Source organism: Thermococcus atlanticus (genome assembly GCF_054657855.1).
In genome coordinates this window covers 1,092,516-1,112,040 of sequence record NZ_BAAHXX010000001.1, presented here as the reverse complement: position 1 = coordinate 1,112,040, position 19,525 = coordinate 1,092,516, and the positions used below count along the sequence as shown (strand labels likewise).

General features: G+C 52.9%; 21 protein-coding genes and 2 pseudogenes. 10 read left to right on the top strand and 13 right to left on the bottom strand.

What is annotated here, in order from left to right:
* Positions 1–46: 46 nt before the first annotated feature.
* The 10 genes from ACYQ27_RS05905 to ACYQ27_RS05860 all read right to left on the bottom strand — a co-directional run bounded on the left by ACYQ27_RS05905 (position 47) and on the right by ACYQ27_RS05860 (position 7,243).
* Complete coding sequence (locus ACYQ27_RS05905; protein ID WP_456396480.1) at positions 47–607, bottom strand: 2-oxoacid:ferredoxin oxidoreductase subunit gamma; 561 nt, start codon at positions 605–607, stop codon at positions 47–49.
* Complete coding sequence (locus ACYQ27_RS05900; protein ID WP_456396479.1) at positions 604–1,449, bottom strand: 2-oxoacid:ferredoxin oxidoreductase subunit beta; 846 nt, start codon at positions 1,447–1,449, stop codon at positions 604–606. Before ACYQ27_RS05900 ends, ACYQ27_RS05905 begins: the two co-directional genes overlap by 4 nt.
* 1 nt (position 1,450) lies before the next feature.
* A complete protein-coding gene (locus tag ACYQ27_RS05895; RefSeq protein ID WP_460041248.1) occupies positions 1,451–2,605 on the bottom strand; it encodes a 2-oxoacid:acceptor oxidoreductase subunit alpha in 1,155 nt (384 codons plus the stop codon).
* A complete protein-coding gene (locus ACYQ27_RS05890) occupies positions 2,602–3,114 on the bottom strand; it encodes a 2-oxoacid:ferredoxin oxidoreductase subunit gamma (RefSeq protein ID WP_460041247.1) in 513 nt (170 codons plus the stop codon). Before ACYQ27_RS05890 ends, ACYQ27_RS05895 begins: the two co-directional genes overlap by 4 nt.
* A 59-nt stretch (positions 3,115–3,173) precedes the next feature.
* Positions 3,174–3,497 (bottom strand): HEPN domain-containing protein, encoded by a 324-nt coding sequence (locus ACYQ27_RS05885; protein ID WP_460041246.1) that lies wholly within the window; start codon positions 3,495–3,497, stop codon positions 3,174–3,176.
* Positions 3,494–3,769, bottom strand: coding sequence for a nucleotidyltransferase family protein (locus tag ACYQ27_RS05880; protein WP_460041245.1), 276 nt, complete (start codon positions 3,767–3,769; stop codon positions 3,494–3,496). Before ACYQ27_RS05880 ends, ACYQ27_RS05885 begins: the two co-directional genes overlap by 4 nt.
* The gene (locus ACYQ27_RS05875) at positions 3,762–4,625 is read right to left on the bottom strand and encodes a 2-oxoacid:ferredoxin oxidoreductase subunit beta (protein WP_460041244.1); all 864 of its coding nucleotides are present in this window, start codon (positions 4,623–4,625) and stop codon (positions 3,762–3,764) included. Before ACYQ27_RS05875 ends, ACYQ27_RS05880 begins: the two co-directional genes overlap by 8 nt.
* Positions 4,625–5,806, bottom strand: a complete 1,182-nt coding sequence (locus ACYQ27_RS05870) for a 2-oxoacid:acceptor oxidoreductase subunit alpha (RefSeq protein WP_460041243.1) — start codon at positions 5,804–5,806, stop codon at positions 4,625–4,627. Before ACYQ27_RS05870 ends, ACYQ27_RS05875 begins: the two co-directional genes overlap by 1 nt.
* A 2-nt stretch (positions 5,807–5,808) precedes the next feature.
* Positions 5,809–6,066 (bottom strand): 2-oxoglutarate ferredoxin oxidoreductase subunit delta, encoded by a 258-nt coding sequence (locus tag ACYQ27_RS05865; RefSeq protein ID WP_456396473.1) that lies wholly within the window; start codon positions 6,064–6,066, stop codon positions 5,809–5,811.
* Positions 6,067–6,268: 202 nt separating this feature from the next.
* Positions 6,269–7,243 carry an archaeosine biosynthesis radical SAM protein RaSEA gene (locus ACYQ27_RS05860; protein ID WP_460041242.1) on the bottom strand — a complete coding sequence of 325 codons (975 nt, stop codon included), beginning with the start codon at positions 7,241–7,243 and terminating at the stop codon, positions 6,269–6,271.
* A gap of 90 nt (positions 7,244–7,333) precedes the next feature.
* Here ACYQ27_RS05860 and ACYQ27_RS05855 point away from each other — a divergent pair, with 90 nt between their 5' ends.
* The 4 genes from ACYQ27_RS05855 (at position 7,334) to ACYQ27_RS05840 (ending at position 9,592) form a co-directional block, all read left to right on the top strand.
* Positions 7,334–7,522: a hypothetical protein gene (locus ACYQ27_RS05855; protein WP_456396471.1), complete on the top strand. Its 189-nt coding sequence runs from the start codon at positions 7,334–7,336 to the stop codon at positions 7,520–7,522.
* A complete protein-coding gene (locus tag ACYQ27_RS05850) occupies positions 7,503–7,970 on the top strand; it encodes a type II toxin-antitoxin system VapC family toxin (protein ID WP_460041241.1) in 468 nt (155 codons plus the stop codon). The genes ACYQ27_RS05855 and ACYQ27_RS05850 overlap by 20 nt, the downstream gene beginning before the upstream one ends.
* Positions 7,967–8,740, top strand: coding sequence for a 5'/3'-nucleotidase SurE (gene surE / locus ACYQ27_RS05845; protein WP_460041240.1), 774 nt, complete (start codon positions 7,967–7,969; stop codon positions 8,738–8,740). Before ACYQ27_RS05850 ends, surE begins: the two co-directional genes overlap by 4 nt.
* Positions 8,741–9,127: 387 nt before the next feature.
* Positions 9,128–9,592 carry a hypothetical protein gene (locus ACYQ27_RS05840; RefSeq protein WP_460041239.1) on the top strand — a complete coding sequence of 155 codons (465 nt, stop codon included), beginning with the start codon at positions 9,128–9,130 and terminating at the stop codon, positions 9,590–9,592.
* 1 nt (position 9,593) lies between these two features.
* On the opposite strand, the gene ftsY is transcribed toward ACYQ27_RS05840, so the two are convergent.
* The gene (ftsY, locus tag ACYQ27_RS05835; RefSeq protein ID WP_460041238.1) at positions 9,594–10,499 is read right to left on the bottom strand and encodes a signal recognition particle-docking protein FtsY; all 906 of its coding nucleotides are present in this window, start codon (positions 10,497–10,499) and stop codon (positions 9,594–9,596) included.
* A 558-nt stretch (positions 10,500–11,057) separates the two neighbouring features.
* Here ftsY and ACYQ27_RS05830 point away from each other — a divergent pair.
* Positions 11,058–11,873 carry a hypothetical protein gene (locus ACYQ27_RS05830; protein WP_460041237.1) on the top strand — a complete coding sequence of 272 codons (816 nt, stop codon included), beginning with the start codon at positions 11,058–11,060 and terminating at the stop codon, positions 11,871–11,873.
* Between the two features lie 29 nt (positions 11,874–11,902).
* On the opposite strand, the gene ACYQ27_RS05825 is transcribed toward ACYQ27_RS05830, so the two are convergent.
* Positions 11,903–12,385 carry a hypothetical protein gene (locus ACYQ27_RS05825; protein WP_456453946.1) on the bottom strand — a complete coding sequence of 161 codons (483 nt, stop codon included), beginning with the start codon at positions 12,383–12,385 and terminating at the stop codon, positions 11,903–11,905.
* Positions 12,386–12,472: 87 nt separating this feature from the next.
* Here ACYQ27_RS05825 and ACYQ27_RS05820 point away from each other — a divergent pair.
* From ACYQ27_RS05820 to ACYQ27_RS05800, 5 genes and pseudogenes are all read left to right on the top strand, one after another.
* Positions 12,473–13,030: pseudogene (locus tag ACYQ27_RS05820) on the top strand (BMP family lipoprotein); the annotation flags it as partial.
* Positions 13,031–13,318: 288 nt separating this feature from the next.
* A pseudogene (locus ACYQ27_RS05815) lies at positions 13,319–13,798 on the top strand (BMP family lipoprotein); the annotation flags it as partial.
* Positions 13,799–13,858: 60 nt separating this feature from the next.
* Positions 13,859–15,388 carry an ABC transporter ATP-binding protein gene (locus tag ACYQ27_RS05810; protein ID WP_460041236.1) on the top strand — a complete coding sequence of 510 codons (1,530 nt, stop codon included), beginning with the start codon at positions 13,859–13,861 and terminating at the stop codon, positions 15,386–15,388.
* Complete coding sequence (locus ACYQ27_RS05805; RefSeq protein ID WP_456396995.1) at positions 15,385–16,419, top strand: ABC transporter permease; 1,035 nt, start codon at positions 15,385–15,387, stop codon at positions 16,417–16,419. The genes ACYQ27_RS05810 and ACYQ27_RS05805 overlap by 4 nt, the downstream gene beginning before the upstream one ends.
* Positions 16,416–17,327 (top strand): ABC transporter permease, encoded by a 912-nt coding sequence (locus ACYQ27_RS05800; protein ID WP_456396997.1) that lies wholly within the window; start codon positions 16,416–16,418, stop codon positions 17,325–17,327. The genes ACYQ27_RS05805 and ACYQ27_RS05800 overlap by 4 nt, the downstream gene beginning before the upstream one ends.
* Here ACYQ27_RS05800 and ACYQ27_RS05795 read toward each other — a convergent pair whose 3' ends face one another.
* Positions 17,328–19,511: a hypothetical protein gene (locus tag ACYQ27_RS05795; RefSeq protein WP_460041235.1), complete on the bottom strand. Its 2,184-nt coding sequence runs from the start codon at positions 19,509–19,511 to the stop codon at positions 17,328–17,330.
* Between the last annotated feature and the right edge of the window lie 14 nt (positions 19,512–19,525).

The following is a 19,525-nucleotide window of genomic DNA, read 5'->3' as shown; positions in this document are numbered from 1 at the left end:
AAGAAGGGGTGGAAAATAGGACATAAAATTTAAATTAATTTAAAATTCAGAGCTCCCCTCTCAGGGCTTTATCCCCGAGCTCAAATCCTTTGTGGAGCGCCTTGAGGTTAAGCTGCTCGGTTCCCCTGGGAACTGCATCAAGCACCGCCTTCTCTATTGATTCACCGCTGAGGACGCTGGAGAGCCTCGTCAGCAGTCCCACGGTCAGGATGTTCATAGTCAGGCTGAGCCCAGTTGTTTCCTCGGCTATCTCCGTCAGGGGAAGGGCATAGACTTTGAGCCGCCTTTCCATCTCAGGGTGTCTGTGGGGAACGAGGTCGCTTTCGATTATCGCAATGCCGCCCTCCTTCACAAGGTGGAGGTACTTGTCGTATGCTTCCTGGGAGAAGAACACGGCACAGTCGGGGCTTAAAGCTTTGGGATAGTCTATCGGCTCATCGCTTATGACGACCTCTGCCTTGCTCGCCCCTCCCCTTGACTCAGGGCCGTAGGCCTGGGTCTGGACTGCGTAGAGGCCCTCATAGACTGCCGCGGCTCTCCCGACTATAACGCTCGCCAAAATGACACCCTGACCTCCAAACCCGCTGAAGAGTATCTCCTTTCTCATTCCTCCCACCCCATCATCCTCTTTGCCCTCTTCTTGTATTCCTCGTACTCCCTGGCCAGACCCGGCCTGTCCCTGTCCGCAAACTCCCCTATGACGATTTTGCCCTCAAGCTCTTCAGGCTTCATCTTCTTTGCCTTTGCCAGCGGGACGGTTATCTTCTGATACCACCTCAGCAGCTCCGGGCCGGTCTTCATCCTGTTCCTCCTTCCAAAGCTGATGGGGCACGGCGAGAGGAACTCCACCAGCGCGAACCCTTCCTTCTGGAGTGCCTTCTTTATGCTGTTTATGCCCTGAATGTAGTTGAAGACGCTCCACCTCGCCACATAGTTTGCTCCCGCAGCAACTGCCAGCTCCGCTATGTCAAAGGGGTTCTCAAACTGGCCGTATGGAGCCGTTGTGCCGCGGAGGCCCTTCAGGGTTGTCGGGGCAACCTGGCCACCGGTCATACCGTAGGTGAAGTTGTTTATCAGGATAACCGTGACGTCGAGGTTTCTCCTTATGGCATGGATGAAGTGGTTTCCGCCTATCGCCGCGGTGTCCCCGTCGCCCATGAAGGCTATTACCTTTAAATCAGGGTTTGCGAGCTTTATCCCGGTTGCGAATGCTAAAGCCCTCCCGTGGGTCGTGTGCAGGCCGTCAAAGTTAACATAGCCGGGCACACGGGAAGAGCAGCCTATACCGCTCACCCAGACTATCTCGTCGGGATTCAGACCGAGCTCGTCTATTGCCCTCAGCGTATACTGGAGCGCCGAGCCTATTCCGCAGCCCGGGCAGAAAATCGTGGGGAGCATGTCCCTGCGGAGGTATTTATTCCTAATCTCATACGCGGACTTCAGGTACATCTCACACACCTCGCTTAATCCTCTCGATTATGTCCATAGGGGTATGTATCTCCCCGCCTATCTTCGGTATCAGCTCAACTTCCGCCTTTCCGCCGGCACCCTCCTTCACGAGGTGATAGACCTGTCCCAGGTTCATCTCGGGGACGTATATCCTCCTCACCCGCCCGGCTATGTCCTCTATCAGCTCAAAGTCGAATGGCCATATTGTGTTGAGCTTCAGCAGCCCGGCCTTGATTCCCTCCCTGCGGAGGAGCTTCACGGCCCGTATCGCTGATCTCGCGACAATTCCGTAGCTGACTATGGCAATCTCCGCATCCTCCATGTCGAATGCCTCATACATCACTATATCCTCCTTGTTCTTCTCAAGCTTGTCTATGATTCTGCGGATGAGTCTCTCATGAACCTCTGCATCAACAGTCCTCGGGCGGCCTTTTTCATCATGGGTTAAGCCCGTCACGTATGTCCTGTATCCCTTCCCGAAGATCGGCATCGGGGGAATCATGTCTCCGTGTATGTCTCCAAAGGGATACAGGGCTTCTTCCCTGCTCGCCGGGAGCTTTCTGTATACCAGCTCTATATCCTCAGGATTCGGAGTATAGACCCTCTCACGCATGTGGGCTATCTCGGCATCCGTGAGGAGAACAACAGGGGTTCTGTACTTTTCGGCTAAGTTGAATGCCCTAATCGTCATGTCAAATGCCTCCTGCACCGTTGCGGGGGTAAGGACAATGAGGCTGTGGTCACCGTGGGTTCCCCATATGGCCTGCATGACATCTCCCTGAGCTCCCAGGGTTGGCTGGCCGGTTGAAGGCCCGCCCCTCTGCACATCCACCAGAACGAGAGGTGTCTCGGTCATTATCGCGTAGCCGAGGTTCTCCATCATCAGGCTAAATCCGGGCCCGCTCGTTGCCGTCATCGCCCTCGCACCCGCCCATGAGGCGCCTATAACGGCGGCGATGCTGGCGAGTTCATCCTCCATCTGTATGCTAACCCCATCAACGAGGGGCATGTAAAGTGCCATTGCCTCGAATATCTCGCTCGCAGGGGTTATCGGGTAGCCGGCGTAAAACCTGCAGCCTGCAAGGATTGCAGCCCTCGCTATCGCTTCGTCACCCTGAATGAAATCACTCCTGCCAACCGGAAATGGATATCTCATTTCAACCCCTCCTCATAACCAGCCCTGAAGGCCTTTATGTTTATCTCCTCCGTCCCCTTCGGGACACGCCTCCTTATGGCCTCCTCGACGCTTTCCTTCTTTACAACTCCCGTCTTTGCCACGAGGTAGCCCAGAGCTACCATGTTGACGGTCAAAGCGAGTCCTGTGGTTTCCTCGGCCATCCTTGTGAAAGGAGCACCGATGTAGTCCCTATAGGGCCTGACAAGGTCAGTGTCTATAATCAGCAGTCCATCCCCCCTCAGCTCGTCCTTGACGGTGTTATAACCGAGCTGGGCGAGGGCAACCAGAACGTCCGCCTGGGTTACTATGACGTCGTAAATTGGCTCCTTGGAGATTATGACATCGGCTATCGAGTGACCACCGCGTGAGGCCGAACTGTAGTCCTGCGTCTGGACAACGTTCAGCCCCTCTATCGCTGCCGCCTCCCCGAGGATGACACCGGCCAGGACGACGCCCTGGCCACCTATGCCTGCAAACCTAATCTGCATGCTTCACACCTCCAGGTTGAGATACCTCTTTGTGAACTCCAAAAACTCGCGTGCTGAATTCAACACTTCAAGTGCCCCCTTTTCCGTGTATTCGACAAAACATCGTAATCTGCAGTGTGTCTCATGTTTAAGGCCTTTGAGTATTCTGTAAAAAGCTTGGCTGGTATCTCCCCGGTCTTGATAAACTCCCTCCCAAGCTGTGCGTGAACGCCCGCGTGGCTCTTTGGGGTAATACCCTTTGATAGAAGCAACGCCCTGGCGCAGTAGAACATCGAGTAATAGGCACAGGATATCGCAAATCCATAGTAACCCCTTGAAAAGAGGTCTTTGGAGGCCATTAGTCTTTCCTCTGCTCTCTTGATCAGCGCAATTATCTCGTTCATATCGCAATGCCCTCCCGCAGGGCACTCTGATAGAGACTGTCCTTAACCGAATGGAGCACTATCATGACAGAGACTCCAAGCTCAAGCGTCAGCTCGGCGCTTAACCTTCCGGCAATGTCCCAGTCCCCGGGTTTGACCCTATCGAGGACAACCAGGACATCGAGGTCGCTTTCTTCCCTCCAGTCCCCTCTGGCCCTGGAGCCGAAGATTACAACCTCTTCCACCCTACCACCAAAGGCTTCCCTGACCCTTTTTCCAACAGCTTCAAACATCAGCCTCACCTTTAAGCCCGAAGTGCTCCTGGACTTCATCAATAAGCTTGTTCAGCTCCTCGGTGAACTCGGGCCTCTGTCTGTCCATTATCTCCCCTATGATGAACTTGCCCTCAAGCTCCTCCGGGCTCATGTTCTTTGCCTTGCTGACAGGTACTGAGTTCTTCAGGAACCAGCGGAGCATCTCGGCCGGCTCCTTCATCCTGTTCCTCCTTCCGTACTGGACGGGACACTGAGAGATTACCTCGACGAGCGAGAAGCCCTTAATGGTTAGAGCTTTCTTTATGCTTGCTATGAGCTGATAGATGTGCGCGGTCGTCCATCTGGCCACATAGCTCGCTCCAGCAGCGGCAACGGTTTCGCTTATCTGGAGGGGGTGCTCTATGTTCCTGTAGGGGGATGTCGTTGTTATCGCCCCGAATGGTGTCGTCGGGGCAACCTGACCGCCGGTCATTCCGTAGATGAAGTTGTTGACGAGGATAACGGTTATGTCGATGTTCCTCCTCGCTGCATGGAGGAGGTGGTTGCCGCCTATGCTCGCCAAATCGCCGTCGCCGCTTATGACAACGACCTTCTTGTCAGGCAGACCGACCTTAACGCCGGTTGCGAAGGCTATCGCCCTCCCGTGGGTCGTGTGAAGGGTATCCGCCAAAAAGTAGGGCGATGCTATCCACGCGGAACAGCCTATTCCGCTCACAACGACGAGGTCTCTCGGGTTAATCTTAAGCTCATCAAGGGCATTTGCGAAGGCGTTGAGAACGGTTCCGCCGCCGCAGCCCGGACATAGAGCGGTCGGCAGGGCTTCCTTTCTCAGGTATCTTACCTTGTCATACCGGGAGTAAATCTTAACTGCCATCAGGCAACACCCCTTATCTCGCGGAGTATCTCATCAACCGTCAGAGGCACGCCGCCGATTTTGTTCACACCCCTGAGGAGGATGTCGTCGTTCACATAGCGCTGCGCCTCAAGTATGAGCTGTCCGAGGTTCATTTCCGGAACGAGAACTGCCCTGACTTTCCCCGACAGTTCTTTCATGCGTCTCGCCGGAAACGGATGAACGGTCTTGGGCACAAAGAGACCCGCTTTAATTCCCTCCTCTCTCGCCCTGAGAACCGCCCCGAGCGACGGTCTGGCCGAAACCCCCCAGCTCACGAGGAGGATTTCCATATCATCGGTGAAGTACTCCTCCCACTTCTGGATTTCTCCCTCGTGCTCCTCTATCTTCCTGTGAATTCTCCTGACGAGTCTGTCATGGACTTCAGGCGTATAAACGTCCCTCAGCCCGTTTTCCTTGTGGGTTGAACCTGTCACATGGGTGAAGTAGCCGTGGCCAAAGAGGGGCATTGGCGGAACCAGAGAACCTCCAAAGGGAAGCTTTGCCTCCTCCTCGTTCTGCGGGAGCTTTCTGTATGTAATTTCAACCTCTTCCACATCGGGGATTTTAATCTGCTCCCTTGTGTGTGCAATAACACCGTCAAAGAGAACCACAACCGGGGTTCTCAGCTTCTCGGCTATGTTGAAAGCCCTGACCGTTTCCCAGAATGCATCCTCAACACTTATCGGAGAGAGGGCAACCATGGGATGATCGCCGTGAGTCCCCCATCTCGCCTGGAAGAAGTCGCCCTGAGCCCCCTTTGTCGCCTGTCCCGTTGAAGGCCCGCTCCTCTGGACGTCGACGAGGACGAGCGGGGTTTCCGTCATAACAGCATAGCCGAGGTTTTCCTGCATCAGGGAAAAGCCCGGCCCGGCTGTGGCGGTCATGACCTTGAAGCCAGTCCATGATGCACCCACCATAGCGGCTATGCTCGCTATCTCGTCCTCCATCTGGAGGTAGTAGCCGTGGAGCTTTGGCAGTTCCCTCGCCATCGTCTCCGCTATTTCGCTCGACGGCGTTATCGGGTAGCCTGCATAGAACCGACATCCTGCGAAGAGAGCGCCGTAAGCAACGGCCTCATTGCCCTGCATGAAGTAGTTTCCCGGCCTGTAAAGCCTCTTGAGGAGCCTGATCTGTTCAGGCTCGTCTCCGCGGATAATCATGCTCACCACCTGACCGCTATCGCAAAGTCCGGGCAGAGAAGCTCACAGAGCTTGCACTTGACGCATTTGTCTGCATGAACCGGAACCGGGTAGTGCACACCCTTTTCGCTCAGTTCCTTGCTCCACTCAAAGACCTTTCTGGGACACATCTCCAGACAGATTCCGCATCCCTTGCACAGAAAAGTATCGACGTCTATCTCAACGGCCTCGGTTTTTCCGGTTACGAGATATTCCTCCCGATCTATTTCGACATCTGCCATAATCATCACCCACAAATTGCTGATATTTTTACGTATGTAAAGCATTTAAAGCTTTCGCATATTGAAGTTTTTCTCACATATGAACCCCATGTAAAACTATTCGGGAAAAATAGGGAACTAAAGCGCCGCTGGACTCTTATTAAAGCGCTTCAATGACCATTTTTATTCACGGCACTCCCGGCGTGCCTTTACAAATGTAAATTCACCACGTGATGAGCTGCCAGTCGAGCAGGCTGTTCTCTATTATGTACCCCCACCTCTCACGGCACTCCGGTTTGAGGTTTTCGATGTAGCCTATATCCTGCGTCGCAGAGAACTTCTTTATCGCCCTCCCTATAACCCGGTCGTAGTCGGTGAGGCAGTTGTGAGGGCCCCGCTTTGAGCCAGCCCCAACGGGGTCGCTTAGTATTCTCTTCTCCGGGAACTTCCTCTTCGCCCAGAGGAGAACCTCAACCGCGCTCCAGAGCCACGGGGGACGGTACTCCTTCTTCTCCCAGAGCCTCTCATAGAGCGTCCCCTTCTGGATGTCCGTGATGTTTATCGAGAAGGTGTCCGTGTAGGGTTCGGCCCGGGTTATGCTCTCCTTGACGTCCTCAATCGCGTCTCTCTCGCTCAGAAATATGGGCTTCAGCAGGAGGTACGTCTTGACTTTTGCTCCAGCTTCGTGAGTTGTTTTTGCAGCCTTGACGAAGTCCTCGAAGGTGTTGCCCTTGTTTATCGACACATCCGCCACATCGTCGTTGGCCGTTTCGAGGCCGATGGCAACTTCGAAGTGCTTGTCCGGAACTATCCCGGCCAGCTCCTTCACGGCATCGTAGCGAACCAGCTCGCTCCGGCTCTCTATCACGATCTCCTCGATGTTTTCCATCCCGGCTAAAAGCTCAAAGATTTTCCTCCTCGTCTCCGGTTTGAGCTCTCCGTTATCTAAAAAGGAGCCTGAGGTGAACATTCTCACCGCGAAGGGCCCTTTTTTGCCTTCGATTTTTTTGAGGGCTTCCTTAACGTAATCAACTATCGCCTCCTGGCTCCACCTGACCTTTGGCGCCGCCGTGGGGTAGGCACACATGTAGCAGGCCTTGTTTATTCTGAAGCGGTAGCATCCAATGGTCGGGAGTATTATAAACAGCGCCGTTCCGGGCTTTCCGGCGACGTTGTCCTCGCTCATCCAGTATGTCATATTCTCACCTGAACCCCGCTGGGAGTTAGGGTTTTTAAAGGTGAGGGAAAGTTTAAATTGATTGGCGCCAAGGGTTTTAATGGTGGGAAAATGGAGGATGTTGAAAAAATCGTGACTAAGCACAGGACTGACGACCCTCTGTGGCTTGAGATTCAGCTCGCTGTTCTTCTAGGCAAGATTGACAGGGGAGAAGCATTGCGGAGAGCTAAGGGAATAATGAAAACCTCCAAATCCTGGCAGGAGCTGGAGGCAGATATGTATGATGAGCTTGTTCCTTGACAGTAACATCTTCATTGAATACCTTAAGGGTAACTCAGATGCATCTGCGCTCCTCCCAGAGGTTATGAGGGGAAATTTCCGATTATTTACCAACGAAACCGTATACAACGAAGTTCTCTTTGTTTACCTTCACACCAATGTTGGCGGATACTGGAAGCTGAAAAAGAACATAGAAGAGGTTAAAGAAGTTGCCAAAACTTTCATTCTTCAGGTTTTGCCCCTGCTGAGTTCCACTAATTTCTTGGACACTACCCATGAAATTACTCTTCTCTCGTTGAAATTCACGGCAAAATACGGTCTCCTCCCGAGCGATGCCCTAATACTAGCAACCGCGAAATACTACGGTCTCGACGGCATTGTTAGTCTCGACACTAATCTTCTTCAGATTGCACCCAAGGAGGGATTGCTTGCTATTTCGAAGGTCGGGGACTTGGAGGGAGAACGGTGAGAATCCTCATCACCAACGACGATGGAATTTATTCCAGAGGCCTCAGAGCAGCGGTTGAGGCTGTCCAGGACCTCGGCGAGGTCTATGTTGTTGCACCGCTCTTCCAGAGGAGCGCGAGCGGGAGGGCGATGACGCTTCACAGGCCGATAAGGGCAAAGCTCGTCGACGTTCCCGGAGCTGAAAGAGCATATGGACTGGACGGCATGCCGGTCGACTGCGTTATATTTGCCGTGGCCCGCTTCGGAGGCTTTAACCTTGCCATAAGCGGAATAAACCTCGGCGAGAATCTGAGCACCGAGATAACAGTCTCAGGGACTGCTTCAGCGGCAATAGAAGCTGCCACCCATGGAATCCCAAGCGTAGCGATAAGCCTGGAGGTCGACTGGAAGAAAACACTGGGGGATGGGAAGGGAATCGATTTTTCCGCTGCTTCGCACTTCCTCCACAGAATAGCAAAGTCCGTTCTTGAGGAAGGACTTCCCGAGGGTGTTGACATGCTCAACGTTAATGTTCCCTCCGACGCCACGCCCGGGACCCCTGTGGTTCTTACCCGGCTCGCACGCCGGATGTTCAGGCCAACAGTGGAGGAGCGTATAGACCCCAAGGGAAACCCCTACTACTGGGTTGTCGGAAGGAGATGCGAGAAGTTCGAGCTTGGAACGGATGCGTATGCCCTCAAAGTTGAGAGAAAGGTTAGCGTGACGCCGATAAATATAGACATGACGGCTAGGATGGATTTCAGGAAGCTGGAGGGAGTTTTTGGTCTCTGATAACGGCTATTCCACTGGTGGTGTAATACCAATCCACATGGGCTGTTTCATAAGTGATTAAAAGTTTGTATCTTTTTGTTGTTCGAAATTTTTAAATATCCTCTGGTTGGATTTTGTAATGATGAAAGATGTGGGGTTACGCTGGCAAAACTTAAAAGGGTTTTTCGGTGATTTGAATGGCTGACTCAAGAATACTGCATCCCCGCCCTAAAGGGCGAGGCTTTCAAAAGAAAAATTTAACGGCTCCCTTCATAATCTCAATATATCCTCAGTCTCTGGAAGAAATGGGACAAACTTATAGTCTCGTTTATCCTCTGTGCCATGACGTGGAGTGGGATATCCATCGCAGTATAAATAAATCTCAATCCTGAATGGGGATGAAGAGTTATGAAAATCCCAAGAATCCTTCTCCCCGTCTTTGCCTTTATGTGGGAGCTGGTGATTCTCCTTGAGATTCCGGAGGGACATTATATCCGCAGCGGAATAAGACATCTTCCGCCGGGAAGCAGCAGGCCGTACGTGTGCTGGATGGACTACTCACCATCTCCCATATTCATCCTTCTTGCCCTGCTCCCGGCTCTGGTGCTCCTCGCTTCCTATATCCTCTCCGGAAAGCCGTCAATCAGGAAGTTAGGTCTTTCCATGCTGGCCACGCTTTCGATGGCACTCATCGTTCCGGTCTTCACCGAGGACTTCGCCATTTTGCTGATTCTCCTCCTGCTGGTGTCCTTCGGGACTGGAAGTATTCTGGGAAAAGATTTGGAGGAGAGGGCTCTCCTCGCGTTCGGGGGATTTTTGCCGGGAGTGGTGGTTCTGCTTGGGATAGCCTTTCATTTCTATGCTGCATGCTGATTTATTCCTCCCCGAAAATCCTCTCCACAAACCACTTCTCATCGAAGGGCTTTAGGTCATCGTAACCCTGACCGACGCCGACGAAGAGTATCGGCGCTCCAATCGCGTGGCTTATGCTTAAAGCGGCACCGCCCCTCGCATCTGCATCGAGCTTTGTGAGTATAACCCCATCTATCCTCACAGCGTTGTTGAACTGCCTCGCCTGTTCTATTATGGCATTTCCGGCCAGAGCATCTCCCACGAACACAACCAGATCAGGCTTCGCAACCCTGACTATCTTCTTCATCTCATCCATGAGGTTTCTATTTCTTTCGTTTCTTCCTGCTGTATCTATAAGAACCACATCCACACCTCTGGCCTTGGCATGCTCTATCGCATCGTAAGCCACAGCCGCCGGATCAGCGCCGTATGAATGCTTGATTACCCTGACCCCTACGCGCTTGGCATGCTCCTCAACCTGATCTATCGCTCCTGCCCTGAAGGTGTCGCTGGCAGCGATGACGACGCTCAAACCGTTCTTTTTGAGCCAGTGGGCGAGCTTCGCTATGGTAGTGGTCTTTCCCGAACCGTTGAAGCCCACAAAGGCTATGACGAAGGGTTTCTCTTCCTTGGATTTTATCAGCTCGATGAGATTGAGCCGCTGCTCCGGGGTGAGTACCTCAAGGACGGCATCACGAACAGCTTCTTCCACGATTTTCTTCTTTTTGGTTCCGATTTTGACCTTCTGGCCGACGAGCTTTTCCTTTATCCTTTCCTTCAGCTCCTCAACCGCCTCAAGGGCAACGTCAGCCTCAAGAAGCTCTATTTCAAGATCCCACAGGGCATTCTCAACGTCCTTCTCGCTTATTTCAGTCTGGGAGACCTTCTCCACGAATGAGCCTAACTTCTCCTTGAGCTTTCCGAACATGCTACCACCCAATTCACTGAAGGATAAAGGCTTTAAGGCTTTTCCTATCGAAAGCATGATACTTCCAAGAAGGTTTTTTGAGCAACCTTTGGGGGCACATGCAGCTACCCCGAATGCCTCTACGGCTTCTCACTCAAAAAATGCCCGGAATTCAGCTACGTGATAACATGCTCATGGGCCGCTTCAACGGCTCTAGCCTTATATGCCCTCCTTGATGCCGGCGAACCTGAGAATTCTCCCGCGATCAGAAAAGGTGTGGAATACCTCCTGAAGAGTTCTGTGAACGGAACCTACTGGACGTATTCCTAACACGGTGCCCTCGTCACGGGGAGGCTCGGCGAGCTGTGAAGAGGACTTTCAGAAAAAACCGAGCCTGGTCGCAACGGCATACGCGGTGGCCCTTCTCCGCAGGCTGGGATACAACGTTTCAAAGCCCCCCGGTGGCTGAAGGAGAATCTAAAACCTGAAAACCTCCTCAACAGAGAATATCTGGCGTATTTTAATGGGAGTCCTCCTTGGCAGTACAGTTTCCCGTTTTACCATCTTGGATTTCCATCAGTGCATCTCCTCCACAGGGAGCCGTTTGAAGCTCTGGCACTGCCCCTGACGCTGCTCAATGAGGAAGTCGGCGGGGATGCTGCAGCCGTTATGGCTTTGATCCTCAACAGGACGAGGCTTAATTTCGCCGGGAAATACCTCCTTCTCGTGGAGGTTAATACACGGAAAAATAAGAACACCTCATACAAACTTGAAATCCATTTAACAGGAGCAAATACCACTGAAATCTCCGAAAATGGAACATTCTCCTACATTCTGGAGAAGGTTTTTAGGTTAAAGTTCAGCACTCCCCGCTTTTTCATCAGGGGAAAGCTGGAGCTCCATCCATATGACCCGTTCAGCAGACCGGATGTGGCCGTGTATCTCCTGAAGAGGATAGGAAACGACAGCTACATGCGGGTTGGCTGCGCTGATTTCACGGAGGTGTGGAACGGAAGTTATAGATTCGATGTGAATCCGAGGTATGACTACTGGAGCCACTCGATAAGACCCACTGCAACGGCCCTCCTCTGGATGAGGCTCGCGGGGGATAAAGAGATGGAGGGGAGCTTCTTAAAGAAAACTCCGAACGGAGGTCATATCTCGGGTGCATGCGAGTCTTATCTGGCAGGGGCAAGGGCATGCACCGAGGACTACGCCATGCTCCTGCTCCTCCTTGATCTCCATGACGGGAGCTTCACCGGAGGGCTTCCGGAAACGGAAACAGCAACCCCCAGCGAAACTCCTTCCGGTACTTCCGAAAATGACTGGCTGAGGCTTATGAGCGGTCTGGCCGCAGGATTTCTTCTCGGCTACCTGCTCGGGAAAAGGAGATAGCCCTCAGCGATAGCTGGTATCATCACATCTCAGACCCGAAACCGCTCTTCATCGGGCGTTCGCCGTATGTAGGACTTCCTCTCAATTATCTTTCCCTTCTCCAGTTTATAAACATCCACCCTCTCAAACCCCACGGTTTCCCTCCTGTATGCAATTAAATAATCAATTAATTCCTTAATTCCATAGCGAGTTATGGAGTCCTTTATATATCTGCGCTCGTAGAGAAGAAAAAGCTTGTCCCTGTGCTCCTCAAGCCAGCGGCGGAGCTTTTCCCTTTCCGGCTTCGGCCGCGAGAGGGGGTCCAGAATCAGATATGCATCAAAGGAAAAGCCCTCATATGGCGACCCTATGAAGAGATTCTCCGAACTCAGCTCAAACGGCATACCTTCTGCCAGAACCGTTAAACCACGGTTTAACCATGATTTTAAATATATCCTTCCAAGCCTCTTCGCATTCCCCGTCAGCAGAACTGTTCCCTTCTCAAGATTGAGTATTTCCTTGAGCATAGGCATCGTAAAAAGTTCTGTTCTGGAGTTAAAATTCTTTCTGAAGCTGTATCACCCGGAGAGACCATAAAGTATATATTTTGAAAAATCTCTATGGTTCTGAAGAACTTCCAGAGGTGTTTTATAATGAGGAAAGAGCTACTTGCCTTTTTAATGGTGGGCCTCCTGGCTGTCAGCATCGTGGCCAGCGGCTGTATAAGTGGAGGAGGAACCAAAACCAGCACCACAGTGCCGGAGAAAATAAATATACTCTACACCTACACGGGTTCGTTCGGTGACCCGGCCAAGGGTAAGACTGCTGCACAGGCTCAGCTCCAGCAGGGTGCATGGGTGATCTATCAGGTTGCAGGCGGAACGGGTCTCGGTGTTTTTGAGGCTGTTGGGGACTACCTCAAGGCCAACAACAAGAAGATGGGACCGCCCTTCGCAATCGGTGTTGATTCAGCTCAGGACTGGATTAAGCCAGGTGTTATAATTGCAAGCATGATGAAGCGTGTTGACGTTGGTGTTTACAATGCGGTCAAGCAGGCCGAGGAGAACCAGTTCAGGGGTGGCGTCGTCGAGCTCGGCCTCAAGGAAGGCGGCGTCAAGCTCAGCACCATAAAGGACGTCGAGGACATGTTTAACTCACTGCCAGCGGATGTCAGACAGAAGAAGCTTCAGGAGCTCGGCTTCCAGAACGAGCAGCAGCTCTTTGAGACCCTCAACAAGACCCGTGCCCAGATTCCGGACTGGATATGGAAGGCTGTCGATCAGCTTCAGCAGGACATAGTCAGCGGAAAGATAATCATCCCCAAGGCAACAGACAAGAGTCAGATTGAAGCCCTCAGGAAGGCCAGCGACTGGCAGGCTATGGAAAAGCTCGCCAAGAACTGGAGTGCCAGCGCTCCGAAACCGGAGACCTACTTCGAGAAGAGCATCAATGAGAGACAGAACACCAAGAAGATAGCCATCGTCTACGATGTTGGAGGCCGGGGTGACCTGAGCTTCAACGATATGGCATACATGGGTGCCAGCAAAGCAGCCAAGGACTTCGGACTCCAGCTCACAGAGCTTCAGAGCAACAGCGAGAACGACTACCTGCCGAACCTCAGGAGCCTTGCCAAGAGCGGGCAGTACGACATAATCATCGCCGTCGGATTCATGATGACAAACGCTGTCAAGCAGGTCGCCAAGGAGTATCCGAAGCAGAGGTTCGTTATCATAGACGGTTATGATCCCGAGATGCCGCACAACGTTCAGATGGTCCTCTTCAAGGAGAACGAGGGTTCAGCTTTAGCGGGAGCACTCGCCTCTCTGATAGCACTCAACGACGGCAAGAACACAATCGGAATAGTCCTCGGAATGGAGATTCCGGTTCTCTACAAGTTCGAAGGTGGCTACCGCTTCGGTGCTGACTGGGCCCTTGACTACTACAAGAACCACAAACAGTGAGTTTCTTCCTTCTTTTTCTTGTTCCATACCCAAGGAGGTGATTCAATGGCTGCAGAGAAGGTTCCAGTGCTCGAAATGAAGAACATAGTTAAAATTTACCCTGATGGCACGGAGGCCTTAAAGGGCGTGGATTTAAAGGTTTATGAAGGCGAGATTCTTGGCCTCCTCGGTGAAAACGGAGCGGGTAAGACGACCCTTATGAAAGTCCTGTTTGGAATGCTCAAACCCACGGATGGCAGGATATACCTCCGCGGGAAGGAAGTGCGCTTTAAGAGCCCCGCTGATGCCCTTAAGAGCGGCATCGGGATGGTGCACCAGCACTTCACCCTCGTGGAGGTTTTTAATGCCCTTGAGAATATCATCCTCGGTATGGAAGGGCACGGCCTGCTCTCTAAAATAGATGTTGATAAAGCCCGGGATAAGCTTCAAACGCTTATGGATGAGCTTAACTTTCAGGTTCCGCTGGATGTTCCCGTGGAGAACCTCCCTGTGGGCGTCCAGCAGAGGATAGAAATCCTCAAGATGCTTTTCAGGGATGTTAATGTCCTCATACTGGATGAGCCCACCGCGGTTCTTACCCCCATAGAGGTGCGTGAGCTCTTTGAAGTCCTCAAAAAACTCAAGAGTCAGGGCAAGACCATAATATTCATCAGCCACAAGCTCAATGAGGTCATGGAGATAACCGACCGCGTGACGGTAATAAGGCGGGGGAAAGTTATAGGAACCGTCAACACGAGCGAGGCAACACCCCCTCTCCTCGCCAGGATGATGGTCGGCAGGGATGTTGTCCTCAGAATCCAGAAGCCGCCCAAGGAGCCTGGAGAGCCCATACTGCAGGTTCAGAACCTCTGGGTTAAGGGGGATCGCGGCGAGGAAGCCGTTAAGGGCCTCTCCTTTGAAGTCCGTGCGGGTGAGATATTCGGTATAGCCGGCGTTGAGGGTAACGGGCAGAGCGAGCTTATAGAGGCTATAACCGGCCTTAGAAAGGTTGAAAAGGGCAGAATAATACTGAAGGGCACGGACATAACGGGCAAAAGCCCCCGCAACCTGTACGACCTCGGCATTGCCCACATCCCGGAGGACAGAACCCACATGGGTCTTATCCTTGAGATGACCGTTATGGAAAACTCCATCCTCGGACTCCACTGGAAGAAGGAGTTCTCAAGGGGATTCTCACTCATAGACTGGGGAAAGGTTGAGAGACATTCAAAAGCCCTCATTGAGGAATTTGAGATAGTGGCCCCCGGAGCAAGGGCTCCGGTAAAGTCCCTCAGCGGTGGAAACCAGCAGAAGCTCATAGTTGCAAGGGAGGTTAGCAAGAAGCCGGAGTTTATAGTGGCGGCCCAGCCAACCCGCGGTGTCGATGTCGCCTCCACAGAGTACATCAGAAACTACCTCGTGAAGCTCAGGAACGAGAACAAGGGCGTTCTCCTCGTCTCCGCAGACCTCGACGAGGTTCTCCAGCTGAGCGACAGGATGGCGATAATGTATGAGGGTGAGTTCATGGGCATTGTAAAGCCGGACGAAGTTACAGAGGAGCAGATCGGCCTTATGATGGGAGGTGTCAGAGAATGAGCGTGCTTAAAGGCTACGTGAAGCCATTCACGGAGAGCGTGCTGGCCATACTCATAGGTGCCTTTATAGGTGCCATAGTTCTCTGGGCAAGCGGATACAGTGCGGTGAGTGCATACAAAGCCCTGATAACCGGGGCCCTCGGCTCGGTTGATGGGATAGCCGAGACGCTGAGCAAATCGACACCCCTCATCCTTACAGCCCTCACATTTGCAATAGGTGCCAGAACCGGCCTGTTCAACATCGGTGCCGAGGGAACGGTCTACTTCGGGGCCATAAGTGCCGTTGCCATAACCCAGCACCTCCAGAATCCGGTAGCAGGCATGCTGGCAGGTATCCTTATCGGAGCGCTCTGGGCGCTTCCAGCGGCGGTTCTCAAGGTCTACAGGGGAGTTCATGAGGTTATATCCACAATAATGTTTAACTGGATAGCTGTTTATCTCGTGGGCTGGCTCGCCCTGGACATCTTCTACAATCCGAGAGACCCCAACAGTACTCTCTCCATCCCGCATAGCGCCAGGCTGCCTCTCCTCATACAGAACACCAGCCTTTCATGGGCATTCATAGTGTCCCTCGCCACGGCGGTGGTTATCTTCATCGTGATGTGGCACACAAAGCTCGGTTACGAACTGAGAACCAGCGGACAGAACCCGACTGCAGCGAGATACGGAGGAATCAACCCGAAGATAGCCGCAATATGGTCTTTTGTGCTCGGAGGAATGACGGCTGGCCTTGCGGGCGCCGTTCAGGTGATGGGTGTTCCCCCAAGTTATGCCATAACCCAGGGGCTTGCCAATGTTTCCGGGTACGGCTTCGACGGAATTGGCGTCTCGCTCGTCGGAAGAAACCATCCGCTCGGCATAATCTTCGCCGGCATACTCTTCGGTATGCTGAACGCGGGTGCCACGCAGATGCAGCAGACTGGAGTTCCCCTTGAGATGGTCAAAATCATAGAGGGCATCATCATAGTTGCGGTCGCAGTTCCGGGCCTGGCTGATCTATTCAAGAACTTCCTCAGGAGGGGGTCGAAGTGAACGAGAGCATGATAGTGGGCCTGCTCCTCGGTTCACTGGCGGCCATGGTGCCCATAGTCCTCACGAGCGTCGGGGCGGTCGTCAGCGAGAGGGCCGGTGTCGTCAACATCGGCTACGAGGGAATACTGATGCTCTCGGCGTTCTTCGGAACGATAATAGCCGAGCTCGCCCACAGCGGATGGGTGGGCATCCTCGGAGGGGCATTGGTGGGCATGCTTATAGGTGCAGTCCACGGTGTCCTTACCGTCTATCTCAAGGGAGACCACGTAATTCCGGGTATAGGCATCAACCTGCTCGGCTACGGTGCGGTTGCATTTGGAATAAGAGCATACTGGGGAACCGCGGGACAGCATCAGGTTCCGAACTACGCCCAGATCAAGCCCCTCTGGATGGATGCATTCGGAAACTCCCTGAGCCCGATGGTAATAGTAACCCTCATCGTGACGGTTCTCGTCTGGTGGATGCTCTTCAGAACACCCCTCGGCCTCCGCATCCGTTCCGTCGGTGAAAACCCTGAAGCAGCGGATGCGCTCGGTATAAACGTCGAGCTCTACAGGTTCGGTGCCGTGCTCTTTGCCTCGGCTCTTGCCGGAGCTGCCGGAGCATACCTCAGCGTGGACTGGCTCGGAACCGTCACGAAACAGATAGCAGCGGGCAGGGGTTTCATAGCCCTCGCAAACATGGTGTTCAGCGGATGGAACCCGCTGGTGGCACTGTTCGGAGGCTTCCTCTTCGGGTTCTTCGACAACCTGTCAATATATATACAGAACAACCCGTGGATGGCCGGAACCGTTCCGTGGCAGTTCATAGCGACGCTCCCCTATGTGGTGACCCTGATTGTGGTCGCGGGAATAATAGGCAGGGCCAGACCGCCCAAATGGGACGGAAGGCCGTACAAGAGGGAGTGATCACCTCCCCCTTCTAATTTTGTGGAGCACTCCAATCAGGAGGACAGCGGCCAGAGCCAAGCCTCCAAGAACTGCGGAAACTCCGGAAGTCGGAGTGCATGTTGGAGACGGCAGGGGTGTTGAGGAATACACGGGACTTTCAGGGGTTGAAGTTGAGCTCGATGTTGATGAAGGGGTTGGGGCTGTATTATTGCCCGATTCCCTGAAAGGTGCTTTTTTACAGAGCCTCAGAGGGTTTGAGGGATAGTAGGGCTGATTTCTGTAGGCACTGAGAAACTCCCCCGAGAGGTCTCTGAATGTTCCGTTGTAGAGCAGAAGCCTATCCCCTCCAAAAATAACGAGGCCCTCCTTTGAAGCGACCATGGAAGCACGTTCAATCTCAAAGGGCAGTTTTAAGCTCCTTGAGCCCCCATTTCCCATTTCTATCAGGTGCGTGCCGTTCGTGAAGTACAATCCCCCATTCCAGAAGGAGTAGCCAAAGCTGTCCTTTCCTGTGAATCTGCCGATTCTGCTCCCGTTGATGTCAAAGACGGTGTAATTGCACCTCATGAAGAGGAAAAACCTGCATTTCCGTTTCACAACGGTGCCGTTGAGATAGTGGTAGAGAGCCCCATTTTCCGCAGGAAAGAGCACCCTGGAGGAGCCGTTGTAAATGTAGAGCGATTTAAATGCCCCGGAGGCCGCGGGTTCTCCAAGTATCAGACCTTTCCTGTAGTCAATGGGAACCAGATTTTCGCTGAGCTTCCCGATTTTTTTCAGCTTTTTAAAATCCCAGAGGTAGAGCCCGCCATGCCTCCAGATTATTACCCCGCCCTCCGGCAGTCCAAGCACACGGCCCTCCACAGGCAGTCTCAGAAAGGAGCTTCCGTTGAAAATCGCGGTTATGTTCGTTCCCTCCTGCCGGAAAACGGGATAACGGCCGGCTCTGTAGAGGAACTTCAGGGGGATTTCAAGCCTGAGGATTCTTCTGAGGCCTCCCCCATCGAGGGTATAGACCTCAGTCGCCGTTCCGTTCCTGGCAATGAGGACTCCTCCAGCATATTCCCCATTAAGGACGTTAGCCCTCCAGAGGCAGGAGCCGTTGTGGAGGTAGGATATGCCTCCAGGAGAGTTCAGGACGTAGAACTCGCCGAAAACACCGAGAGGCCGGAAGTTCAGGCCCACCAGCGTGAAGTTCGTCCAGTTGTAATGGTAGAGCAGCCTCCCGTCCCACAGGGGATTAACTCTCAGAAACAGCCCATTGCTCCACGGAAAAACAGATTCGATTTTAGGCCCCTCAAGCTTTATCTCCCCGGTGAGGCTTTCAAGCTCATCCGTCAGCTCCTCAAGCTTTCCTTCGCGGTATATATAAAGCTTTGAACCGCCGTTGTTCCAGTAGCTGTATATTAAAAGCTCCCTTCCGGCCGGGATTATGCTAACCTCCCCGAAGTACACCCCGAGGGGAATGACCCTTTTTTCTCTCCGCTCCAGCACCACGAGCCTTTTCTCCTTCCCGTATTTGACGTATGCGACACCGCCCTCAAATGATGCCGTTCTCCTCATGTAGTACCAGTAGTCCATCGAACCGAGGTAATGCTCGATCCTGACCCTCGTTTCTGCAAGTCCCTTGAGGCGCAGTATCCTGTCCCCGACAACAAGCTTCGGTGAAACGTTCCCGTAACCTTTCACATATGTATACCCCGATGCTGCAGGGGTCAGATTGCTCCCATCAAGACGGTAGAGCAGCGGGTTCTGGGAATAAATGGAATATGTGTCCCCGAGGTACCAGCTTCCGTTCCACCCGTGGATTGAGAAGCCCATATACGGCGATGTGGTGTTCAGGATGAACTTTGGGGAGGTTAGATTCCAGAGATAGAGGGCATACCACGGGGTTCTGTTTATGTAGTCATTGACCTCGATCAGGACGTGCGTTCCGTTGAAGGAATAACTCCGGATGAGGTGCGGCGTGCTGAACCTGAAGAGCCTTCCGTCCTTGAGAACGTAGAGCCCCTCAATAAAACCCCCCGGGCCCCTGCGGATTCTTTTTGAATACTCAAATATCCACGCCCCCTCCCCCCAGCGGGCACCGTCAACTTCACCTTCAACCCTCACTGGGCTGATTGTCCCATTGAAGAAATAAAGGGTGGTGGAGTTGTAATAGCCGTGTTTATCCGCGATGACGAGCTCCCTACCGTTGAAGTACATGTCCCAGGAATGAA